This is a genomic window from Arthrobacter sp. alpha11c (assembly GCF_054149985.1).
Genome location: NZ_CP196747.1, coordinates 3,114,387 through 3,129,557 on the forward strand (window position 1 = coordinate 3,114,387; position 15,171 = coordinate 3,129,557).

Consider the following 15,171-nt stretch of genomic DNA (forward strand, 5'->3'; position numbering starts at 1 on the left):
CCCTGTAGCGGCGCGGGCCGCGACTAGTACCAGTACCGTCTTCCGGCAAGAGGGCGTCCGATTGCACCGAGCAACAAAAGGATGAGGCCGATAACAGCCACAATCCACCCAATAGTTATCAGGATTCCAATGTTGAAAATATAACCAAGGATTAGTAGAACAACTCCGAGTATGAGCACCTTAGTCCTTACCTTTCCAAATATTCGGACAAACGCTAAGTTGCAAGAGAGTTGCTTGCTCTCGTCCCATTCGTACCACACCGGGTTATCGAGTGGAACAGGAACCTTCAACAGATATTCGTCCCAGCGCGCTGAGTTCCTGTTGGGCCTGCGGCCGGGGCAAGATGCAGTGGCTAGTCCATTCGCGGCTCTGGGCCTTTACGGGCGGCGGACCGGTGTCATAGTGGCGGGCGGACACACCGTTCCCTCGGATGGTCCGCTCTGGCCTGGAACGGAAATGATCGCGTACCAGGTCCGTGATCAGATAGCGGTAATTCCGAAGGTCCAATTATGGGATGGATCCCACGTCCATTTCTTCAAGCTATCCCGCTGCACGAATCCGAGCTGGTGTCATATCGAAGGACACGGACACATGTTGTCACAACGACGGGACAAAGAGACCGCTCCGAGCGCCCGTAAGCCTATCCTTTACCGGACGAGTTTGGTTTGGGAGGACATAGGTGATTTCGTGTTGCCCATGATGACAGTTAGGGCCGTTAGTCACTTTCGCGATGAAGAGATGGGCTTCGAAGCCGTAGTGCTTGCCGATCAGGATCTTGCCCCGGCATGGCAGTTGGAATTCCAGCGTTCGCTGGACCCCGATGAGCAGGATGTGGCCCTAGGAATGGGCTCCTACTGCGTGACCTTGACCAACGGCGCCTGCGCCTATGGGTGCCTTTCGTCTGCCCTCGTCGAGGAGGGCAGACTGCACGTGGTCTTCATGGAGGATGGCGCCCAAAAATTGGGACTTGAATCACCAGAGTTGGAGCTGTCACTTGATCTTGATGCCGATCAAGTACATGAATTGGTGAGGGGGCTCCAGTCCGTTCTTGGCGGAGACAGCAATCCGCCGGTGCTTAATTGACGACTGGATCCCTTCAGAGCGGCCGTAAGCCGATCCCTGACCGGGCGCTTGAAGCGTCCGGAGAACCACCGTCTAACGGGGACAGGGTGGGTCGTCCGTGCCCCCTGGTGATCGGGGACAATGTCTCCATGTCGCAAAATGTTGAGATGCACCGAGAGATGGCGTGGCCGTTCCCGGATGACCGCTTCCCCGAGGGCCTCGGTGCCGTGGTCATGACGTCGGTCCTTTCTGGTGAGCGACCTGTTCTTCAAGTTCTTCACGACCCTGACAATGGGTGGGGCTTTGCTGATGGAGTTGATGACCCGAACACTCCTGGTGGGGCAGTTGCTGCACACATCAGTCACGTCACACGGCTTGACCCGACGCTTGCGGAGATGGCGAAGTTGCCTCCTGGGACGCTGGCTGACCGTTTGGAAGTTGGTGGAGAGTGGCACATTCGAAGCTTTGCGTGGGAAGAGGAATCGACGATGCCAGATTCCCAAGACAACAGCCTTGAGGGAGCAAATGGCACTGCAGCGAATTTCGAAAACCTGTCACCTGGTGTTCGTGTCGTTCACAATGCTCTGGAGCTTGCTATGGAACCCGAGCTGTGGACCGTTGACCTACGCGATGGTTCGCAAATCACAGTCCTCACCCACGGTTACAGCGTTGAGGGAAATGAAGTCGTTTTCTCCTTGCTATTCAAAGGAAAGCCGCCTTTCGAGCTAGATACACTTCGGATCCCCTTAGCCCTCATGCCCGAAAACTACTCGTGAAGCACACCTACAACTCCTATCTGAAGAAGGGATGAGGTCCATGACTGACTTACCGAAGCTCAGTCGGGCCGTATCGCATGCTCTGCGTCACGAGCCCTGGCTTTACGAACTGGAGCTGGACGGGGAAGGGTGGACATCGGTGGACGACCTACTTCAGGCGCTCCGGGGAGAGTCCCCTGATTGGGTGAACCTTGAAGTCACCGACCTGGACAGTATGCTCCTGTCCTCCCCTAAGCGACGCCATGAACTGAGCGGGGGCCGCATTCGGGCTCTCTACGGTCACAGTGTCCCGACCCGCATAGTGAAGCCACAAGAAGGTCCACCCCAAAAACTGTTTCATGGAACATCTAGGGAAAGCCTTGAAGCTATTCAGTCAGAGGGTTTGCGGCCTATGCGACGCCAGTACGTTCACCTATCCGAAAACATTGAAATGGCCAGGCAGGTAGGACAACGAAAGGACACTGACCCGGTTGTCCTCGTCATTGACGGCTTGTCCGCTCACGGAGAGCACGTCAGCTTCTACCGTGGCGGCGAAAAAGTATGGCTAGCGGATAGTGTTCCTGCTGCGTTCATATCGGTCGTTCCGGAAGATGAGTGAGTTCATCCGCGGCTTTCGTGATGTCGCAGGCGAAAAGGGAGCGAGAAGGAACTGGTCACCTGCCGGATACATCGATGCGTGGAAATCTTTCGTGGCGGCTTGCGAAGAAGGCTACCGGTGGAGCATCTACGAGTATGAGAACGAACTCGAAATCAGGGATGTGATCGACAAAGTCCTCACTGCCCCGGAACTCACGGCGTACCCTGAACTGGCCATTTTCGCGGAGGCAATCGCCGATATTGACGAACGTTTCGCCGCGCTTCTACGCTCTGGGCCATCCGTCTTACCAGAGACCGCATTCTGGTGGAACCGTAATTTGCCCGGATACGCCGGTCCGGACCTGGTCGCAGACGCCGAAGCGCACTACGCCGTCCACCTCCGACCGGTAGAGCCCTGACGGATTTCACGTTCATGAGGCACGTTACTCCAACGTCAAATAGGGTGCGCTCAAGGATCGCTCACCGGACAGCGATGCGTCAAGGAGACGGAAGTCCACAATAGACATTGAATATCCCCAAAGACCCGATGAAGGTGCACATTGAATCTTGAAGAATGGCATGACATGCGTACTCTAACCGAGGACATTCTTGCTCGAGCCGTTGAAGATTGGGTCACCCCCTTCGAAGTGGTCTCAGTCTGCATCCGTCGAGGCCTGAGAGACCGGGATGATGTTCGGGACCTCGCGCTTGGCCTGATCATTCGCATGATAGCCACCGGCCTGCTCGTGCCAGGTGATATTGGAGGGTCGAAGCACCAGCCATGGGAGTGCTCCCCAAGCGAGGCCGTTGCCCGCATTGCCGCTGAATGGGCTTCCTTTCCCGACCTGGCCAGCCTTAGGACAGGCGACATAGCGTGGCTCGATGCCACACCCGAGGGGGAACGTGTCGGGCAGGAGGTTCTGCTTCGTGAATATCCTGCCTGGCTAGAAGAGACAAACGCGACAGACCGAGAAACGCCGTAACCAATAACAAACGCATCGGCGGGGTCAGAACCATCAATCGCAATGAGACGTTCGGTGAAGGATCCCCCAGCGGGCGCTTGGAGCGTCCGCTGGCTGCCATCATGCGGCCGTTCCTCCTCTTCTATTTCGAGGAATGGGCATCCTTCTTAGGTAGGCTTCGGAAAGCCAAAGTGCTCACGAACATGGGGGAACCAATGGGTGGCAAGAGCGGAATTGAGTGGAAATGCGGGACGTGCGGACAGCCTCATCGAGGGCTCGCTACGGTTTTCGGTGCCCGGGCTCCGGATGTTTGGTTACATGCCACTGCAGCCGAACGTGAAGCCGGAGAACTGACGGGCGACATGTGCGTGCTTGAAGTCGGAGGTGAACAGCATTACTTCCTTAGGGGACACATTGAGATCCCCCTTATTGATGCCCCTGGTGAGGTCTTTAGCTGGTCTGTTTGGGTCTCGCTCAGTCAAGAAAGCGTCCAAAAGATTGCGGACCATTGGGATGACCCGGCACGATCCTCTTTGCCGCCAGTGTTCGGTTGGCTCTGCAACGAGTTACCCTACGACCACTCAACGCTTTCCATAGCGACGCATGTGCACACCAGGGAGCCAGGAGTCGTTCCATACATTGAGCTGGACCCGTCCGCGGACCACCCGCTGGTTAGGGAGCAAACGACGGGAATATCGCTGCATCGGCTGGCCGAAATCAATAACGCGGTAATGGGCTAGGTTCCGTTCGACAACATGTTCCAGTTTTGTCCCAGTGCGCGATCCTTCAAGGACACTTCTATAGTGCGTCTTAGTCGCCGGGGCTGTTACTCGTGGTATTCCACATCAGCGAAGGCCTTGACCTCGTCGCGAAGCTGCTCAGCAATCCTGGCTCCCTCAGCTCTCCATGCGTTCTCCGCGTCCCGTGAACTCCAACCGCTCACATGCAATTTTTCCGCTTCCCAGGCGTCATACCAAGCTCGAAGCCGGCCGGTGAGCTCCTGAGAGAGTCCGAAGTCCGCCGGTTCCATGGTGTATTTGGTCGGATGCTCGGCCGTGCTGTTCTCCCAAAGTGGCCATAGATGCCCATAGTCAGGGAATAGGCGGATAACGCGACGAGCTGGTTTGTCTGACATGACCGAATACTAGTCCTGAGCGGAGATCGCGGCACGCCGCTGGAAAAGTGCACGCCATGACTCGGCCTCAATCGGGTGTCCTTAGACCAGATGGGCAACGTCCGGTTAGGGATCCCGCAACGGGACTGTAGCGCTCTTGCACTTCAAGCGATTCGCCGGCGAACATCTTTGAGGGATTTGACGCCTTCGTGACGAAGGATCCTAACTGTCATGAAGACCAAAAAAGCATGCAAAAGGACCAAGCTAAGAGTGGCGCCGTATTCGTTGAGGAACACCGCCATCATCACGATGGACATCAATGAGTAGATGATGGCAGCAACCAGCGGTGCTGGGCTCATCGTTCCTAGCCCGCGTAGATTCCAGATTCCAATGAAGAGGCCCGCAATGGACAACACACTGAACCCGACGATCACAGCGACAACGGTAGCGATCCAACCGGCAGGTACGTGTGTTCCCCGGGCCTGGTGGTCCAGGAATTGTCCGTTGATCTCAGCCGTATTCACGACGGTTATCCATGCCGTGAACAGCCCTAACATCAAATCGATGAAGCCTAGGCAGTAACGCTGGAACCTCGTCGCTCCATCAGGAATAGCGTGCAGTTCCGATGTTTGAACATCGGGCAGCGCTCCGGCATCTGATTCGTTGGTCCGCGGCTGCAGTTCGTTACCCAATTGCGCTCCCTCTCGTACGGCGGAAGCGGCCCCTCCTTCCATCCGGAAGTGTATCCCGCACTACTGCGCTGCGTTCTTGCGAACCTGGCGTAGTACAACCGCGCCCGTAAGCCGGTCCCCACCGGCCAGATCTAATGGGCATGGAACTCCCCCGCCGTTCCAGGGCTACTGGATCCCGTAAGACCCGCCCGCAAAAATGCGCGGTGAAGGTGCCCTAAACGCTACACGGTTCGGCGTCCCGCTTCCTTGGAACTGGCACACTCCGCTGGGACACCAAGTGCCTGGCGAATCACGAAGTGGGTCAGAATAGGTTCGGCCTACCCGGGTCATCCAAACCTGTCACAGTCACCCGGAATGCTCGATGAGCAATTGCTGCAGATGTTCCAGCGTGCTGAGCGTCCGGATGGTGACATGCCGGTACTCCTTGGTCCGGCCCATCCTTGCCAGGACGCTGTGGGAAGCAGCATCGGTGCGGATCGACCAGTAGATGTGGCTGCCGGCAGGTGTCACTTGTTCCAGATCCGGCTGCGGCTCCATGCCGGACAACAGCCGCGCGGCAGTGACGGAGCCAGTGAGAAAGATGACGTGGTGTGCAAAGCCTGGCTGATTGTGCCATTGGGCAGGTGCGTCCTCCAGTACACGGGCGAGCTGGGTTCCGGTCAAGACGACCGCGGGTGTGGGGCGTCCGAGCCGCTGCCCAACTGCCCGCCCGATCTGCGCGGCCAAATGTGCCGAACGCGTCCGCGGCGCCTCGATGAGGAGATTTCCGCTCGGTAGGTACGATTCAAGTACCGTGATGCCCGCCTGCTCGACACACTCTCGCAAGGAGGCCGTAGTGATCCGTGAGTCCGCTCCCGCGTTAACGGCCCTGAGTAGCACGACGTATCGCAAGTCCGGCCTCCATGTACTCGCTGAAGAATTCATCATCCCCTGCTTCCCAGGATCGACAACGCGCTCCTGCTGAGCGGACAATGCGAATGAGGGGACGTACTCAACCGCGGACGATGCCCTTGTGGTCATCATGGGCTCGTTGAAGATGCCGGTTACACCCCGAACATAGTTGCCCCTGGGCGTGGTTAGAGAAGCGGACCTGCATGTCCGGCGACCAGTAGCGTTCTGTCCTCTTCCTGGATCCAGACTTGGGTCATGGGCATGCGATTTTGCCTCCGGCCGGCCGCCGTGGATACATCGTCAGAAGCGATGCACGTAAGGACAGCGGTCGTAAAGAAGATCGTGATCGTGGGCTCTTCGAGGGTTTGCGAGTGCCAATTGTTTTGGCCGTCGATGTTTGATCGAACGTAGGTATCGCGGTCGAACCGCTCGCCTTGATGCGAGATCCAGCAAAACTTGGGGTGCAGCAGACGAATCAAAGATTCTCCGTCACGTCGCGCAAGGGCGTCGGCCCTTTCTACAGCAGCTTTGAGCACCTCGTCCTGAGTGAGCATTCACTCAGTGTGTCAGTCAATGGCCGGCGTTGGGAATTGACAGTTGCCGGCAACGGACGCCGTCAAAGTGGCTAGGATCGCGCTGTTCCGCACCGGACAGACGAAAATAAGGGGCCTTACCTGTCAAAGAATTAGTCCAGAATCTATTCTGAATATGGGTGTATTCATGGCCCGGCTGGCCACCGGCACGTCCCGGGAGCCCATCCCGATCCGGGGGCCGTCTCTATAAGGAGGCGTCGATGTCAACTCCCGATCTGCCGACTCGCGGGCCAGCAAGACCCGGTCCGTATATTGCGGCCGGAATCCTGCTAGCCATCTCCGTTCTGGTTCCCTTGTTCGTCCCGGCGTACGCAATTGATAAGCCCCGGCTGTTCGGTATGCCATTCTTCTACTGGTACCAAATGCTCTGGGTCCCGATCACTGCGGGCTTGATAGGCATCTCCTACCGGCTCGTTACGAAGGAGGATCAGCGCCGCCGCACCGTGGCGCGGAGCGCACGCGCCGAGGAGCAGGAACCATGAACGCGCTCGCCGTACCGGTAGAGACCACAGGCGATCGTCCCGTCAACGGCATAGCGCTCGCCATCGTCGTCGCTCTCTTTGTCCTCGTGGCGGTTTTGGGTTTCTTCGCCGCACGGTGGCGGGCGGACAGAGAGACCGGTTTGCACAGCCTCGATGAGTGGGGGCTGGGTGGCCGCGGTTTTGGAACGTGGGTGACGTGGTTCCTCCTCGGTGGCGACCTCTACACGGCGTACACGTTCGTGGCAGTCCCGGCGGCAATGTGGGCCACGGGGGCAGTGAGCGGCTTCTTCGCGGTGCCGTATACGATCGTGCTTTACCCGATCGTGTTCCTGCTGATGAGCCGGCTGTGGTCGGTCTCGCACCGGCATGGGTTCGTCACCCCGGCGGACTTCGTTGGCGGTCGCTATGGCAGCAGGGCGTTGACCGTTGCCGTGGCACTTACTGGCATTGTCGCGACCATGCCGTACATCGCGCTGCAATTGGTTGGTATCAAAGCCGTGCTCACGGTGCTAGGCCTCGGCAGCGCCGAGAATGCGCTGTTGACTGACTTGCCGCTGATCATCGCTTTCGTGGTCCTGGCTGCCTACACGTACACCTCGGGCCTGCGCGCCCCGGCGCTTATCGCCGTCGTGAAGGATCTCTTGATCTATCTGGCCGTCATCGTCGCGGTGATCTATATGCCGATCAAGTTCGGGGGCTGGGACAACATCTTTGGCGCTGCCCAGACGAAACTCGACGCCGTCAGTCCGGCCACCGGCAAGCCGACCGGCGTCTTTATCCCAGGCGCGGCCAGCTACTCTGCATATTGGACACTGGCTCTTGGCTCGGCCATGGCGCTGTTCATGTACCCGCACTCGGTGACCGGGGTCCTGGCGACCAAGAGCAGGAACACGATCCGCAAGAATGCGGCAGTGCTTCCGTTGTACTCGCTGATGCTGGGATTCCTTGCCCTCCTTGGCTACGCGGCCATCGCGGCGGGCACCAAGCCCGTTGACCTCAACGGTGCCGTCAATCCGCAACTAGTGGTTCCGCAGTTGTTCTTGGACAACTTCCCGGCATGGTTTGCGGGGGTCGCCTTGGCCGCCATCGCGATCGGCGCCCTGGTCCCAGCAGCCATCATGTCGATTGCAGCTGCCAACTTGTTTACCCGCAACATCTACCGCGACCTGATCAGGCCCGACGCCGACCCGCGGCAGGAAGCGAAGGTCTCCAAGATCGCCTCGCTCGTGGTGAAGTTCGGGGCACTGATCTTCGTCATCGCGATGGACCAGTCGGCCGCCATCAACATGCAGCTTCTCGGCGGTATTTGGATCCTTCAGACATTCCCGGCGATCGTCGCAGGACTTTACACTCGCTGGTTCCATCGCTGGGCGCTCTTCGCAGGCTGGGTAGCCGGAATCATCTACGGAACCGTTGCGGCTTACAACGTGGTGAATCCGGTGACGAAGGCCAATTTCGGTGGCTCCATCGCTGCCATCCCCGGCACGAACGTACAGGTCTACATCGCCGTAGTGGCCTTCGCGATCAACCTGATTGTTGCCGTTATCCTGTCGCTGGTCTTCCGGGCGATGAAGCTCCCCGACGGAAAGGACATCACGCGAAACTCCGACTACGGAGCGGACGAGAACGACCCCAAAGTCGCCAAGGTCCAGCGCGAGTACCCGCTCAGCTAATGACCGCATAATGAGACGTTTTTGCTCGAATAGTGGACACATCCTTTAGCCTGCAGTGTATGGACGATAGTCGGATAACCCAAGAGGACCTTCCGCCCTTTGTTGATGCCGCCTGGCTCCACGCGCACCGAAGCAACGTTGTCACCGCTGATGTTCGCTGGTACCTCGACGGCGCCTCGGGCCGTGAAGCGTACGACGGCGGCCACCTTCCGGATGCGGTGTTCGTGGACCTGGATTCATGGCTGTCTGGGAGTTCGGGACCACACGGGCTGAACCCGCTTCCCGACCCTGAAGTGTTCGCACAGGGAATGTCCTCCCTGGGAATCGGCGACTCCACGACCGTCGTCGCCTATGACGACGCGGGCGGAGTCATCGCCGCGCGGCTCGTGTGGATGCTGCGTGCGCTCGGGCACCGGGCGGCGTTGCTCGACGGCGGGATTGCCGCGTGGACGGGACCGCTGGAGACGAAGCCCGCGACGCCGACACCCGCGACCTTCACGCCCTCTCTGTGGCTGGAGGCGCATCTCGCCCAGCTCGAGGACATCACGGCAGGGGTTGCCGGGATCATCGTCGACGCCCGCAATGCCGACCGCTTCGACGGAAGTCTCCAACTGCCCACCGACCCCCAAGCCGGACACATCCCCGGCGCAGTGAACGTCCCGTGCCGTGGAAACCTCGCCCCTGATGGACGCCTGCGCCCGATCGCCGAGGTCCGACGAGCGTTTGCGCGGGTTGGGATCGAAGACGCGAGAGCAGTCATCTCCTACTGTGGATCGGGCGTCACCGCCTGCCACAACCTTCTCGCCCTGGAGCATGCAGGACTCGGCCGCGGCCGTCTCTACGCAGGCGGTTGGTCAGAGTACGGAGCCGAGCCCCGCCGCCGAGCCGAGCTTGGCTGACAAGCAACCTGCGCCTTTCCCGCCTCCATGGGAATCGCTGGTGGTTTGCATAGCATTGGGGCTCAACGACTATTGGGGGTAGTAATGAATTTAAGTCCAGCCTTCGGAATCCTCGGGATCCTTTACGCGGACTTCGTGATCGCGGTGTCCGTCCTGGCCGTGTACGCCCTGGTCCTGACCATCATCTTCTTACGACTGAGGATCGCCGAGTTGAAGAGGGCAGTACGGGCCGAGGACAGCTGACGCCGCTGAGCAATTGCGGGATGCCGGGTCCGGAGTGCCCGCGCCGATCGACCAATACCATTCGCGCGAGTACGCGCAGCGCTGGCCGTCGTTTCTTCTGTCACAAATCCGAGGGCTGTCCGGTCTTAGTTGGTGACGAGACCGGAGGACTTGCTGCGCCAATGAAATCCAAGATGACATACCGGCGCGCCTCAAGGAATCTTATCTTCAGATATCCCGAGTGAATGGAATGTAGTGATGAAGCCTCAGGAACTGCTCGCGTCGACGTCGGTGCTCGTCATTGGCACGGGAGGTGCCGGACTCCGCGCCGCCATCGAACTGGCCGAACTGGGTGTAGATGTGCTCGCTGTCGGCAAAAGGCCCAGAACTGACGCCCACACCTCGCTCGCCGCGGGAGGCATCAACGCCGCTCTCGGCACAATGGATGCGGATGACAGTTGGCAGCAGCACGCCGCCGACACAATCCTGGAGAGCTACCATCTTGCGAACCCTGAGATCGTGGAGATCGTCACCAAGGGGGCCGCGCAGGGTATCAGCGACTTGGAACGCTATGGCATGCCGTTCGCCCGCGAGGAAGACGGCCGGATCAGCCAGCGTTTCTTCGGAGCTCATACGTTCCGCCGGACAGCTTTCAGCGGCGACTATACGGGGCTCGAAATTCAGCGCACGCTTGTAAATCGCGCCGCCGAACTCGACGTACCGATATTGGACGATGTTTACATCACGCGCATACTCGTCACCGAGGGCCGGGTCTTCGGTGCCTATGGCTTCCGGCTCTCAGACGGGACGCGCTATCGAATCCATGCCGACGCCGTGGTGCTCGCTGCCGGAGGGCACACCCGCATCTGGCGACGCACGTCCAGCCGGCGGGACGAAAACACTGGTGATTCCTTCCGTCTGGCAGTGCTCGCAGGCGGCCGCATCCGCGACCCCGAGCTGGTCCAGTTCCATCCCTCAGGCATTCTTGAGCCAGAGAATGCTGCAGGAACGCTCATCTCGGAAGCCGCGCGCGGCGAAGGCGGTATCCTCACCAACGCCCTCGGTGAACGATTCATGGCCAAATACGATCCAGAACGCATGGAGCTCTCCACCAGAGATCGGGTGGCTTTGGCTTGTTATACAGAAATTCAAGAGGGGCGCGGCACGGCCAATGGTGGCGTGTGGCTGGACGTTTCACACCTGCCTCGGGAGACGATCATGCGTCGCCTGCCGCGTGTTTATCAGACCATGCTCGAATTGCAGATGCTCGACATCACGACGACGCCAATCGAAATCGCACCAACAGCGCATTACTCCATGGGCGGCGTCTGGGTCCGTCCCGACGATCACAGCACAGATGTCGCGGGTCTCTACGCAATCGGGGAGGCCTCAAGCGGCCTGCATGGCGCCAATCGTTTAGGAGGCAACTCGCTGATCGAGCTCCTGGTCTTCGGTAGGATCGTCGGCAAAGCCGCCGCTGAGTATTCAGACTCCCTCACGGCACACGTGCGGTCAGCCGAAGCGGTGGATGAAGCTCGGCAAGAGATAGATGAGCTGCTCAACGCCAAGGGACGAGAGAACGTCCGCGTACTTCAGCGGGCCATCCGAGACACCATGACCGAGCATGCCGGTGTTGTGCGGAACGAAGAAGGTCTCAAGCAGGGCTTGGCGGAGCTCGACGACATTGAAGCCCGCATCACCGACGTGGGCGTGCATCCCGACATCGCCGGATATCAGGATCTTGCACACGCTTTCGACTTGAAGGCAGCCGCTCTTGCCGCGCGTGCGACGCTCGAAGCTGCCCGTGAACGCCGTGAAACACGCGGCTGTCATAACCGCAGCGACTACCCGGATCTTGATTCAAGCTTGCAAGTGAATCTTGTCTGGTCTCCTGCTCGTGGCATCGAGCACGAAGCCATCGCGCCTGTATCGCACGAGATTGCGAAGCACATGCGTCGACCGGTCACGACCGCTGACAAACTCGTCGAGTGAGTGCGGGGCAGGAATTTGGAATATCAATTTACCGGCAGAATCGCCAGCCTTCGTAGGCCAGTCAGGCTCAGGCGTTCGCGGCCAGCGTCCAATCCTTCGAGCAGTAACATTGGGCGCATGGATGCCGACACGGGGTCAGCGGCCGAATTGGAAACGGCATCGACAATTTTCGCTGAAGTCCGTCCTCGATTGTTCGGGATCGCCTATCGCATGCTCGGAAGCGTCAGCGAGGCGGAAGACATCGTCCAGGAGACGTGGGTTCGATGGCAGACATGTGATCGCAGCCTGGTTCGGCATGCGCCGGCCTTCCTCGCGACTACCGCCACCCGTCTTGCCATCAATGTCGGGCAGTCGGCACGTGTCCGTCGTGAGACGTATGTTGGTCCCTGGCTGCCCGAGCCTGTGGACACAAGCGCGGACCCTGAATTGGGCGCTTTGCATGGTGAAGCGCTCGAATTTGCCGTGTTGCTGATACTGGAAAAGTTGTCGCCGACCGAACGGGCAGCGTACGTGCTGCGGCAAGCTTTCGACTACCCGTATGAGCAGATCGCTGAGGTCATCCAACAGACAGAAGGGAATGCCCGCCAGTTGGTCAGCCGGGCGCGTAAACGCCTTGCCGAGGAGAAACGTGCTGAGGTGAGCGTGAGTGAGCAGCGGAATCTGCTGGAGGCATTCCTGGCTGCTGCGCGAACCGGGAACCTGGCCGCGCTGGAGGCTCTGTTCGCCGCTGACGTGGTCAGTTACTCCGACGGCGGTGGGAAGGTTCGGGCTTCGAAGTTCCCTGTTGTCGGACGGGAACGGGTCGCGAAGTACTATCAGGCGTTCGCGTCGCGTTTCTGGCTTGGCGTCGATACCCAGGCTTTCATGGCCAACGGCCGGCCCTCCGCACGACTGGCCCGGGACGGGGTGGTGTTTGCGGTGGTGACCCTCACTGCGTCTGCCGATGGTATTGATCGGCTGATGTGGACCATGAATCCAGACAAACTCTCCGGCGTGACGAGCGTTGGCGGCTGACTGTCACAGATTGATCCGGTACCCGGTCATAGCTGGTGGACGGAATGGCACTACATTCCGCCACGCCAATATCGGAGGGAAAGATCATCATGAAGATCGTTGTAATCGGCGGCACTGGCCTGATCGGCAAGCAGGTTGTGGAGATCCTCAGCAGTCAGGGCCATGAGGCTAAAGCGGCGTCCCCTTCCACTGGGGTGGATTCCGTGACCGGCCATGGATTGGATGGGGTGATGGTGGGGGCGGACGTGGTTGTCGACTTGACGAACACTTCCGATTTCGACGAGAAGGTAGTCGTTCCCTTCTTCTCCACTTCATCCCGCAATCTTCTCGCTGCCGGGAAAAGGGCCGGCGTGCGGCATCATGTGGCACTGTCTGTCGTTGGAACCGACCGTATCGACGTCGGCTACTTCGCCGGAAAAACCGCGCAGGAGAAGGCTGTTAGAGAAGGCGGAGTGCCGTACACGATTCTGCGGGCAACTCAATTCTTCGAGTTCATCCCGATCATCGCCAATGCAGGAATGCGCGACGGGTCGATCTATGCGACAAATTACCTGATGCAGCCGATGGCTGCTGCCGACGTTGCCCGCATTGTGGCGGAGACGGCGGTCTCGCCAGCGATTGACGGCGTCCTGGAAATGGCAGGCCCTGAGCGCGCAGGAATTAATGAATTCGTGGGGCGGGTTCTCGAGGCCCACAATGATCCCCGCCCAGTGGTTGTTGACACCCAAGCCGGCTACTTCGGCATACCGATCGAAGAGACAAGCATCGTTCCCGTGGGTGAGTCCCGCATCGGGGACATCACCCTCAAGGAATGGCTGAACGTGACGTCGTAGCACGGCCCTTCTTTACTCAGGCTGTCACAGATTGTGTTGGTACCCGGTCATACCTGATGGACGGATGTCACTGCATCCCTTCACGCCACTTATCGGAAGGAAAGATCATGAAGATCGTAGTTATCGGCGGCACTGGCCTGATCGGCTCGAAACTGGTCAGCAAACTCAGCGAACATGGACACGAAGCAGTTGCCGCTTCCCCTGACTCGGGGGTGAACACGCTCACGGGCGAGGGCCTCGCGGATGTCTTGCAGGGAGCCGACACTGTAGTCGATGTGTCGAACTCGCCCTCGTTTGAAGATGCGGCTGTGCTCGATTTCTTTACCACCTCCACCCGCAACCAGCTCGCCGCGGAGAAGGAGGCCGGCGTTGGGCACCATGTTGCGCTGTCAGTCGTGGGCACGGAGCGCCTGCTTGAGAGCGGCTACTTCCGGGCGAAAATCGCTCAGGAGAAGCTCATCAAGGAATCCGGCGTCCCGTATTCGATTGTTCACGCGACGCAGTTTTTCGAGTTCGTCAAGAGCATCGCCCAGGCCGCGACTGACGGAAACACTGTTCGTCTGTCACCCGCCCGGATCCAGCCCATGGCCGCTGAGGACGTGGCCACCGCTGTTGCCCGTACGGCAGTCGGAAGTCCACGAAACGCCACCGTTGAGGTCGCGGGTCCCGAGCAGTTCGGCCTCGATGAGCTCATCCGCAAGGGCCTCAGCTTCCGTGGCGACCCCCGCGAGGTTGTCACTGACCCTAGCGCGCGCTACTTCAATGCCATGCTCCAGGATGGCGAGCTGCTTCCCGGCAGCGAAGCGACCATTTATAACACCCGCTTTGAGGAGTGGTTGAACCAGCAGTAGCCGGACAGTGTGCGGGTCTATTGACCGAGTATTTGGGCCGGTCTAGCGTTGCGAATGGCTCGCAGAGCCTGACGCGGGACGCCGGCCCCCGCCGCCCCGGGTTTTTGAGCTACACCACCTTAAGGAGAAGTCCATGGCACTGTCCGTTGTTACCCACAAAGTGGCTGATTTTGGTGCATGGCATGACGTCTATAAAAGCGTTGCCGATCTTCAGGCCGCGGGCGGCATTACTCAGGAATCATTCCACCGGAAGGCGGACGACCCCGACACCGTGCTCGTGCTGCATTATTTTGACTCAGTAGAGAAGGCCCAGGCCTTCTTCGCCAATCCCGAACTCCAGGAAGCCATGAAACGCGGTGGCGTGATCGGAGAGCCACGCATCGAATTCTACGAATAGCCCCTTCGGACGACGACGGCGCCCTTCCGGCAACGGTAGGGGCGCCGTTGTTGTCCGCCCCGGAAGGGCAGTGGCAGTGCCTGGTCACCCCGGAACGCGCATCCCGCAATCTTGAACATTTGTTCATACTGACTCTTGAACA

At 59.4% G+C, this 15,171-nt stretch carries 19 protein-coding genes; 15 read left to right on the top strand and 4 right to left on the bottom strand.

Annotation, left to right across the window (positions count from 1 at the left end; genetic code table 11):
* Positions 1-591 precede the first annotated feature (591 nt).
* From ACTAQJ_RS14175 to ACTAQJ_RS14200, 6 genes are all read left to right on the top strand, one after another.
* Entirely contained in the window at positions 592-1,083 is a 492-nt protein-coding gene (locus ACTAQJ_RS14175; protein ID WP_498697000.1) for an Imm10 family immunity protein, read from the top strand.
* Between the two features lie 128 nt (positions 1,084-1,211).
* Positions 1,212-1,838 carry a hypothetical protein gene (locus ACTAQJ_RS14180; protein ID WP_498697002.1) on the top strand — a complete coding sequence of 209 codons (627 nt, stop codon included), beginning with the start codon at positions 1,212-1,214 and terminating at the stop codon, positions 1,836-1,838.
* 40 nt (positions 1,839-1,878) lie between these two features.
* On the top strand, positions 1,879-2,436 hold the full coding sequence (locus ACTAQJ_RS14185) for an RNA 2'-phosphotransferase (protein WP_498697005.1): 558 nt from the start codon (positions 1,879-1,881) through the stop codon (positions 2,434-2,436).
* Positions 2,429-2,833 (top strand): hypothetical protein, encoded by a 405-nt coding sequence (locus tag ACTAQJ_RS14190; RefSeq protein ID WP_498697007.1) that lies wholly within the window; start codon positions 2,429-2,431, stop codon positions 2,831-2,833. The genes ACTAQJ_RS14185 and ACTAQJ_RS14190 overlap by 8 nt, the downstream gene beginning before the upstream one ends.
* Before the next feature lie 165 nt (positions 2,834-2,998).
* On the top strand, positions 2,999-3,397 hold the full coding sequence (locus ACTAQJ_RS14195) for a hypothetical protein (protein WP_498697009.1): 399 nt from the start codon (positions 2,999-3,001) through the stop codon (positions 3,395-3,397).
* Between the two features lie 194 nt (positions 3,398-3,591).
* On the top strand, positions 3,592-4,116 hold the full coding sequence (locus ACTAQJ_RS14200; protein WP_498702199.1) for a DUF2199 domain-containing protein: 525 nt from the start codon (positions 3,592-3,594) through the stop codon (positions 4,114-4,116).
* A gap of 86 nt (positions 4,117-4,202) precedes the next feature.
* On the opposite strand, the gene ACTAQJ_RS14205 is transcribed toward ACTAQJ_RS14200, so the two are convergent.
* The 4 genes from ACTAQJ_RS14205 to ACTAQJ_RS14220 form a co-directional block, all read right to left on the bottom strand.
* Positions 4,203-4,511 carry an immunity protein CdiI family protein gene (locus ACTAQJ_RS14205; protein WP_498697011.1) on the bottom strand — a complete coding sequence of 103 codons (309 nt, stop codon included), beginning with the start codon at positions 4,509-4,511 and terminating at the stop codon, positions 4,203-4,205.
* 143 nt (positions 4,512-4,654) lie between these two features.
* Positions 4,655-5,182, bottom strand: a complete 528-nt coding sequence (locus ACTAQJ_RS14210) for a hypothetical protein (protein ID WP_498697012.1) — start codon at positions 5,180-5,182, stop codon at positions 4,655-4,657.
* 345 nt (positions 5,183-5,527) lie between these two features.
* The gene (locus ACTAQJ_RS14215; RefSeq protein ID WP_498697014.1) at positions 5,528-6,073 is read right to left on the bottom strand and encodes a DUF1697 domain-containing protein; all 546 of its coding nucleotides are present in this window, start codon (positions 6,071-6,073) and stop codon (positions 5,528-5,530) included.
* 185 nt (positions 6,074-6,258) lie between these two features.
* Positions 6,259-6,627 carry a nuclear transport factor 2 family protein gene (locus tag ACTAQJ_RS14220; RefSeq protein ID WP_498697016.1) on the bottom strand — a complete coding sequence of 123 codons (369 nt, stop codon included), beginning with the start codon at positions 6,625-6,627 and terminating at the stop codon, positions 6,259-6,261.
* Between the two features lie 239 nt (positions 6,628-6,866).
* On the opposite strand from ACTAQJ_RS14220, the gene ACTAQJ_RS14225 reads away from it, so the two are divergent.
* The 9 genes from ACTAQJ_RS14225 (at position 6,867) to ACTAQJ_RS14265 (ending at position 15,029) form a co-directional block, all read left to right on the top strand.
* Positions 6,867-7,148, top strand: a complete 282-nt coding sequence (locus tag ACTAQJ_RS14225) for a DUF3311 domain-containing protein (protein ID WP_431117837.1) — start codon at positions 6,867-6,869, stop codon at positions 7,146-7,148.
* Entirely contained in the window at positions 7,145-8,821 is a 1,677-nt protein-coding gene (gene mctP / locus ACTAQJ_RS14230; RefSeq protein ID WP_498697017.1) for a monocarboxylate uptake permease MctP, read from the top strand. Before ACTAQJ_RS14225 ends, mctP begins: the two co-directional genes overlap by 4 nt.
* 59 nt (positions 8,822-8,880) lie before the next feature.
* Entirely contained in the window at positions 8,881-9,720 is an 840-nt protein-coding gene (locus ACTAQJ_RS14235) for a sulfurtransferase (protein WP_498697019.1), read from the top strand.
* 84 nt (positions 9,721-9,804) lie between these two features.
* Complete coding sequence (locus ACTAQJ_RS14240; protein WP_498697022.1) at positions 9,805-9,963, top strand: hypothetical protein; 159 nt, start codon at positions 9,805-9,807, stop codon at positions 9,961-9,963.
* 237 nt (positions 9,964-10,200) lie between these two features.
* On the top strand, positions 10,201-11,934 hold the full coding sequence (locus ACTAQJ_RS14245; RefSeq protein WP_498697023.1) for an L-aspartate oxidase: 1,734 nt from the start codon (positions 10,201-10,203) through the stop codon (positions 11,932-11,934).
* A 117-nt stretch (positions 11,935-12,051) separates the two neighbouring features.
* Positions 12,052-12,948, top strand: a complete 897-nt coding sequence (locus ACTAQJ_RS14250) for an RNA polymerase sigma-70 factor (RefSeq protein WP_498697024.1) — start codon at positions 12,052-12,054, stop codon at positions 12,946-12,948.
* An 89-nt stretch (positions 12,949-13,037) separates the two neighbouring features.
* On the top strand, positions 13,038-13,781 hold the full coding sequence (locus ACTAQJ_RS14255) for an SDR family oxidoreductase (RefSeq protein ID WP_431117829.1): 744 nt from the start codon (positions 13,038-13,040) through the stop codon (positions 13,779-13,781).
* 107 nt (positions 13,782-13,888) lie between these two features.
* Positions 13,889-14,632, top strand: a complete 744-nt coding sequence (locus ACTAQJ_RS14260) for an SDR family oxidoreductase (protein ID WP_431117828.1) — start codon at positions 13,889-13,891, stop codon at positions 14,630-14,632.
* Between the two features lie 133 nt (positions 14,633-14,765).
* Positions 14,766-15,029, top strand: a complete 264-nt coding sequence (locus tag ACTAQJ_RS14265; protein WP_498697027.1) for an antibiotic biosynthesis monooxygenase family protein — start codon at positions 14,766-14,768, stop codon at positions 15,027-15,029.
* The last annotated feature ends 142 nt before the right edge of the window (positions 15,030-15,171 follow it).

Coding starts and splice junctions, on each gene's coding strand:
- ACTAQJ_RS14205 (WP_498697011.1), bottom strand. CDS start 4,511: ATGTCAGACAAACCAGCTCGTCGCGTTATCCGCCTATTCCCTGACTAT.
- ACTAQJ_RS14195 (WP_498697009.1), top strand. CDS start 2,999: ATGCGTACTCTAACCGAGGACATTCTTGCTCGAGCCGTTGAAGATTGG.
- ACTAQJ_RS14180 (WP_498697002.1), top strand. CDS start 1,212: ATGTCGCAAAATGTTGAGATGCACCGAGAGATGGCGTGGCCGTTCCCG.
- ACTAQJ_RS14245 (WP_498697023.1), top strand. CDS start 10,201: ATGAAGCCTCAGGAACTGCTCGCGTCGACGTCGGTGCTCGTCATTGGC.
- ACTAQJ_RS14255 (WP_431117829.1), top strand. CDS start 13,038: ATGAAGATCGTTGTAATCGGCGGCACTGGCCTGATCGGCAAGCAGGTT.
- ACTAQJ_RS14250 (WP_498697024.1), top strand. CDS start 12,052: ATGGATGCCGACACGGGGTCAGCGGCCGAATTGGAAACGGCATCGACA.
- ACTAQJ_RS14235 (WP_498697019.1), top strand. CDS start 8,881: ATGGACGATAGTCGGATAACCCAAGAGGACCTTCCGCCCTTTGTTGAT.
- ACTAQJ_RS14200 (WP_498702199.1), top strand. CDS start 3,592: ATGGGTGGCAAGAGCGGAATTGAGTGGAAATGCGGGACGTGCGGACAG.
- ACTAQJ_RS14175 (WP_498697000.1), top strand. CDS start 592: ATGTTGTCACAACGACGGGACAAAGAGACCGCTCCGAGCGCCCGTAAG.
- ACTAQJ_RS14220 (WP_498697016.1), bottom strand. CDS start 6,627: ATGCTCACTCAGGACGAGGTGCTCAAAGCTGCTGTAGAAAGGGCCGAC.
- ACTAQJ_RS14190 (WP_498697007.1), top strand. CDS start 2,429: ATGAGTGAGTTCATCCGCGGCTTTCGTGATGTCGCAGGCGAAAAGGGA.
- ACTAQJ_RS14185 (WP_498697005.1), top strand. CDS start 1,879: ATGACTGACTTACCGAAGCTCAGTCGGGCCGTATCGCATGCTCTGCGT.
- mctP (WP_498697017.1), top strand. CDS start 7,145: ATGAACGCGCTCGCCGTACCGGTAGAGACCACAGGCGATCGTCCCGTC.
- ACTAQJ_RS14260 (WP_431117828.1), top strand. CDS start 13,889: ATGAAGATCGTAGTTATCGGCGGCACTGGCCTGATCGGCTCGAAACTG.
- ACTAQJ_RS14265 (WP_498697027.1), top strand. CDS start 14,766: ATGGCACTGTCCGTTGTTACCCACAAAGTGGCTGATTTTGGTGCATGG.
- ACTAQJ_RS14225 (WP_431117837.1), top strand. CDS start 6,867: ATGTCAACTCCCGATCTGCCGACTCGCGGGCCAGCAAGACCCGGTCCG.
- ACTAQJ_RS14240 (WP_498697022.1), top strand. CDS start 9,805: ATGAATTTAAGTCCAGCCTTCGGAATCCTCGGGATCCTTTACGCGGAC.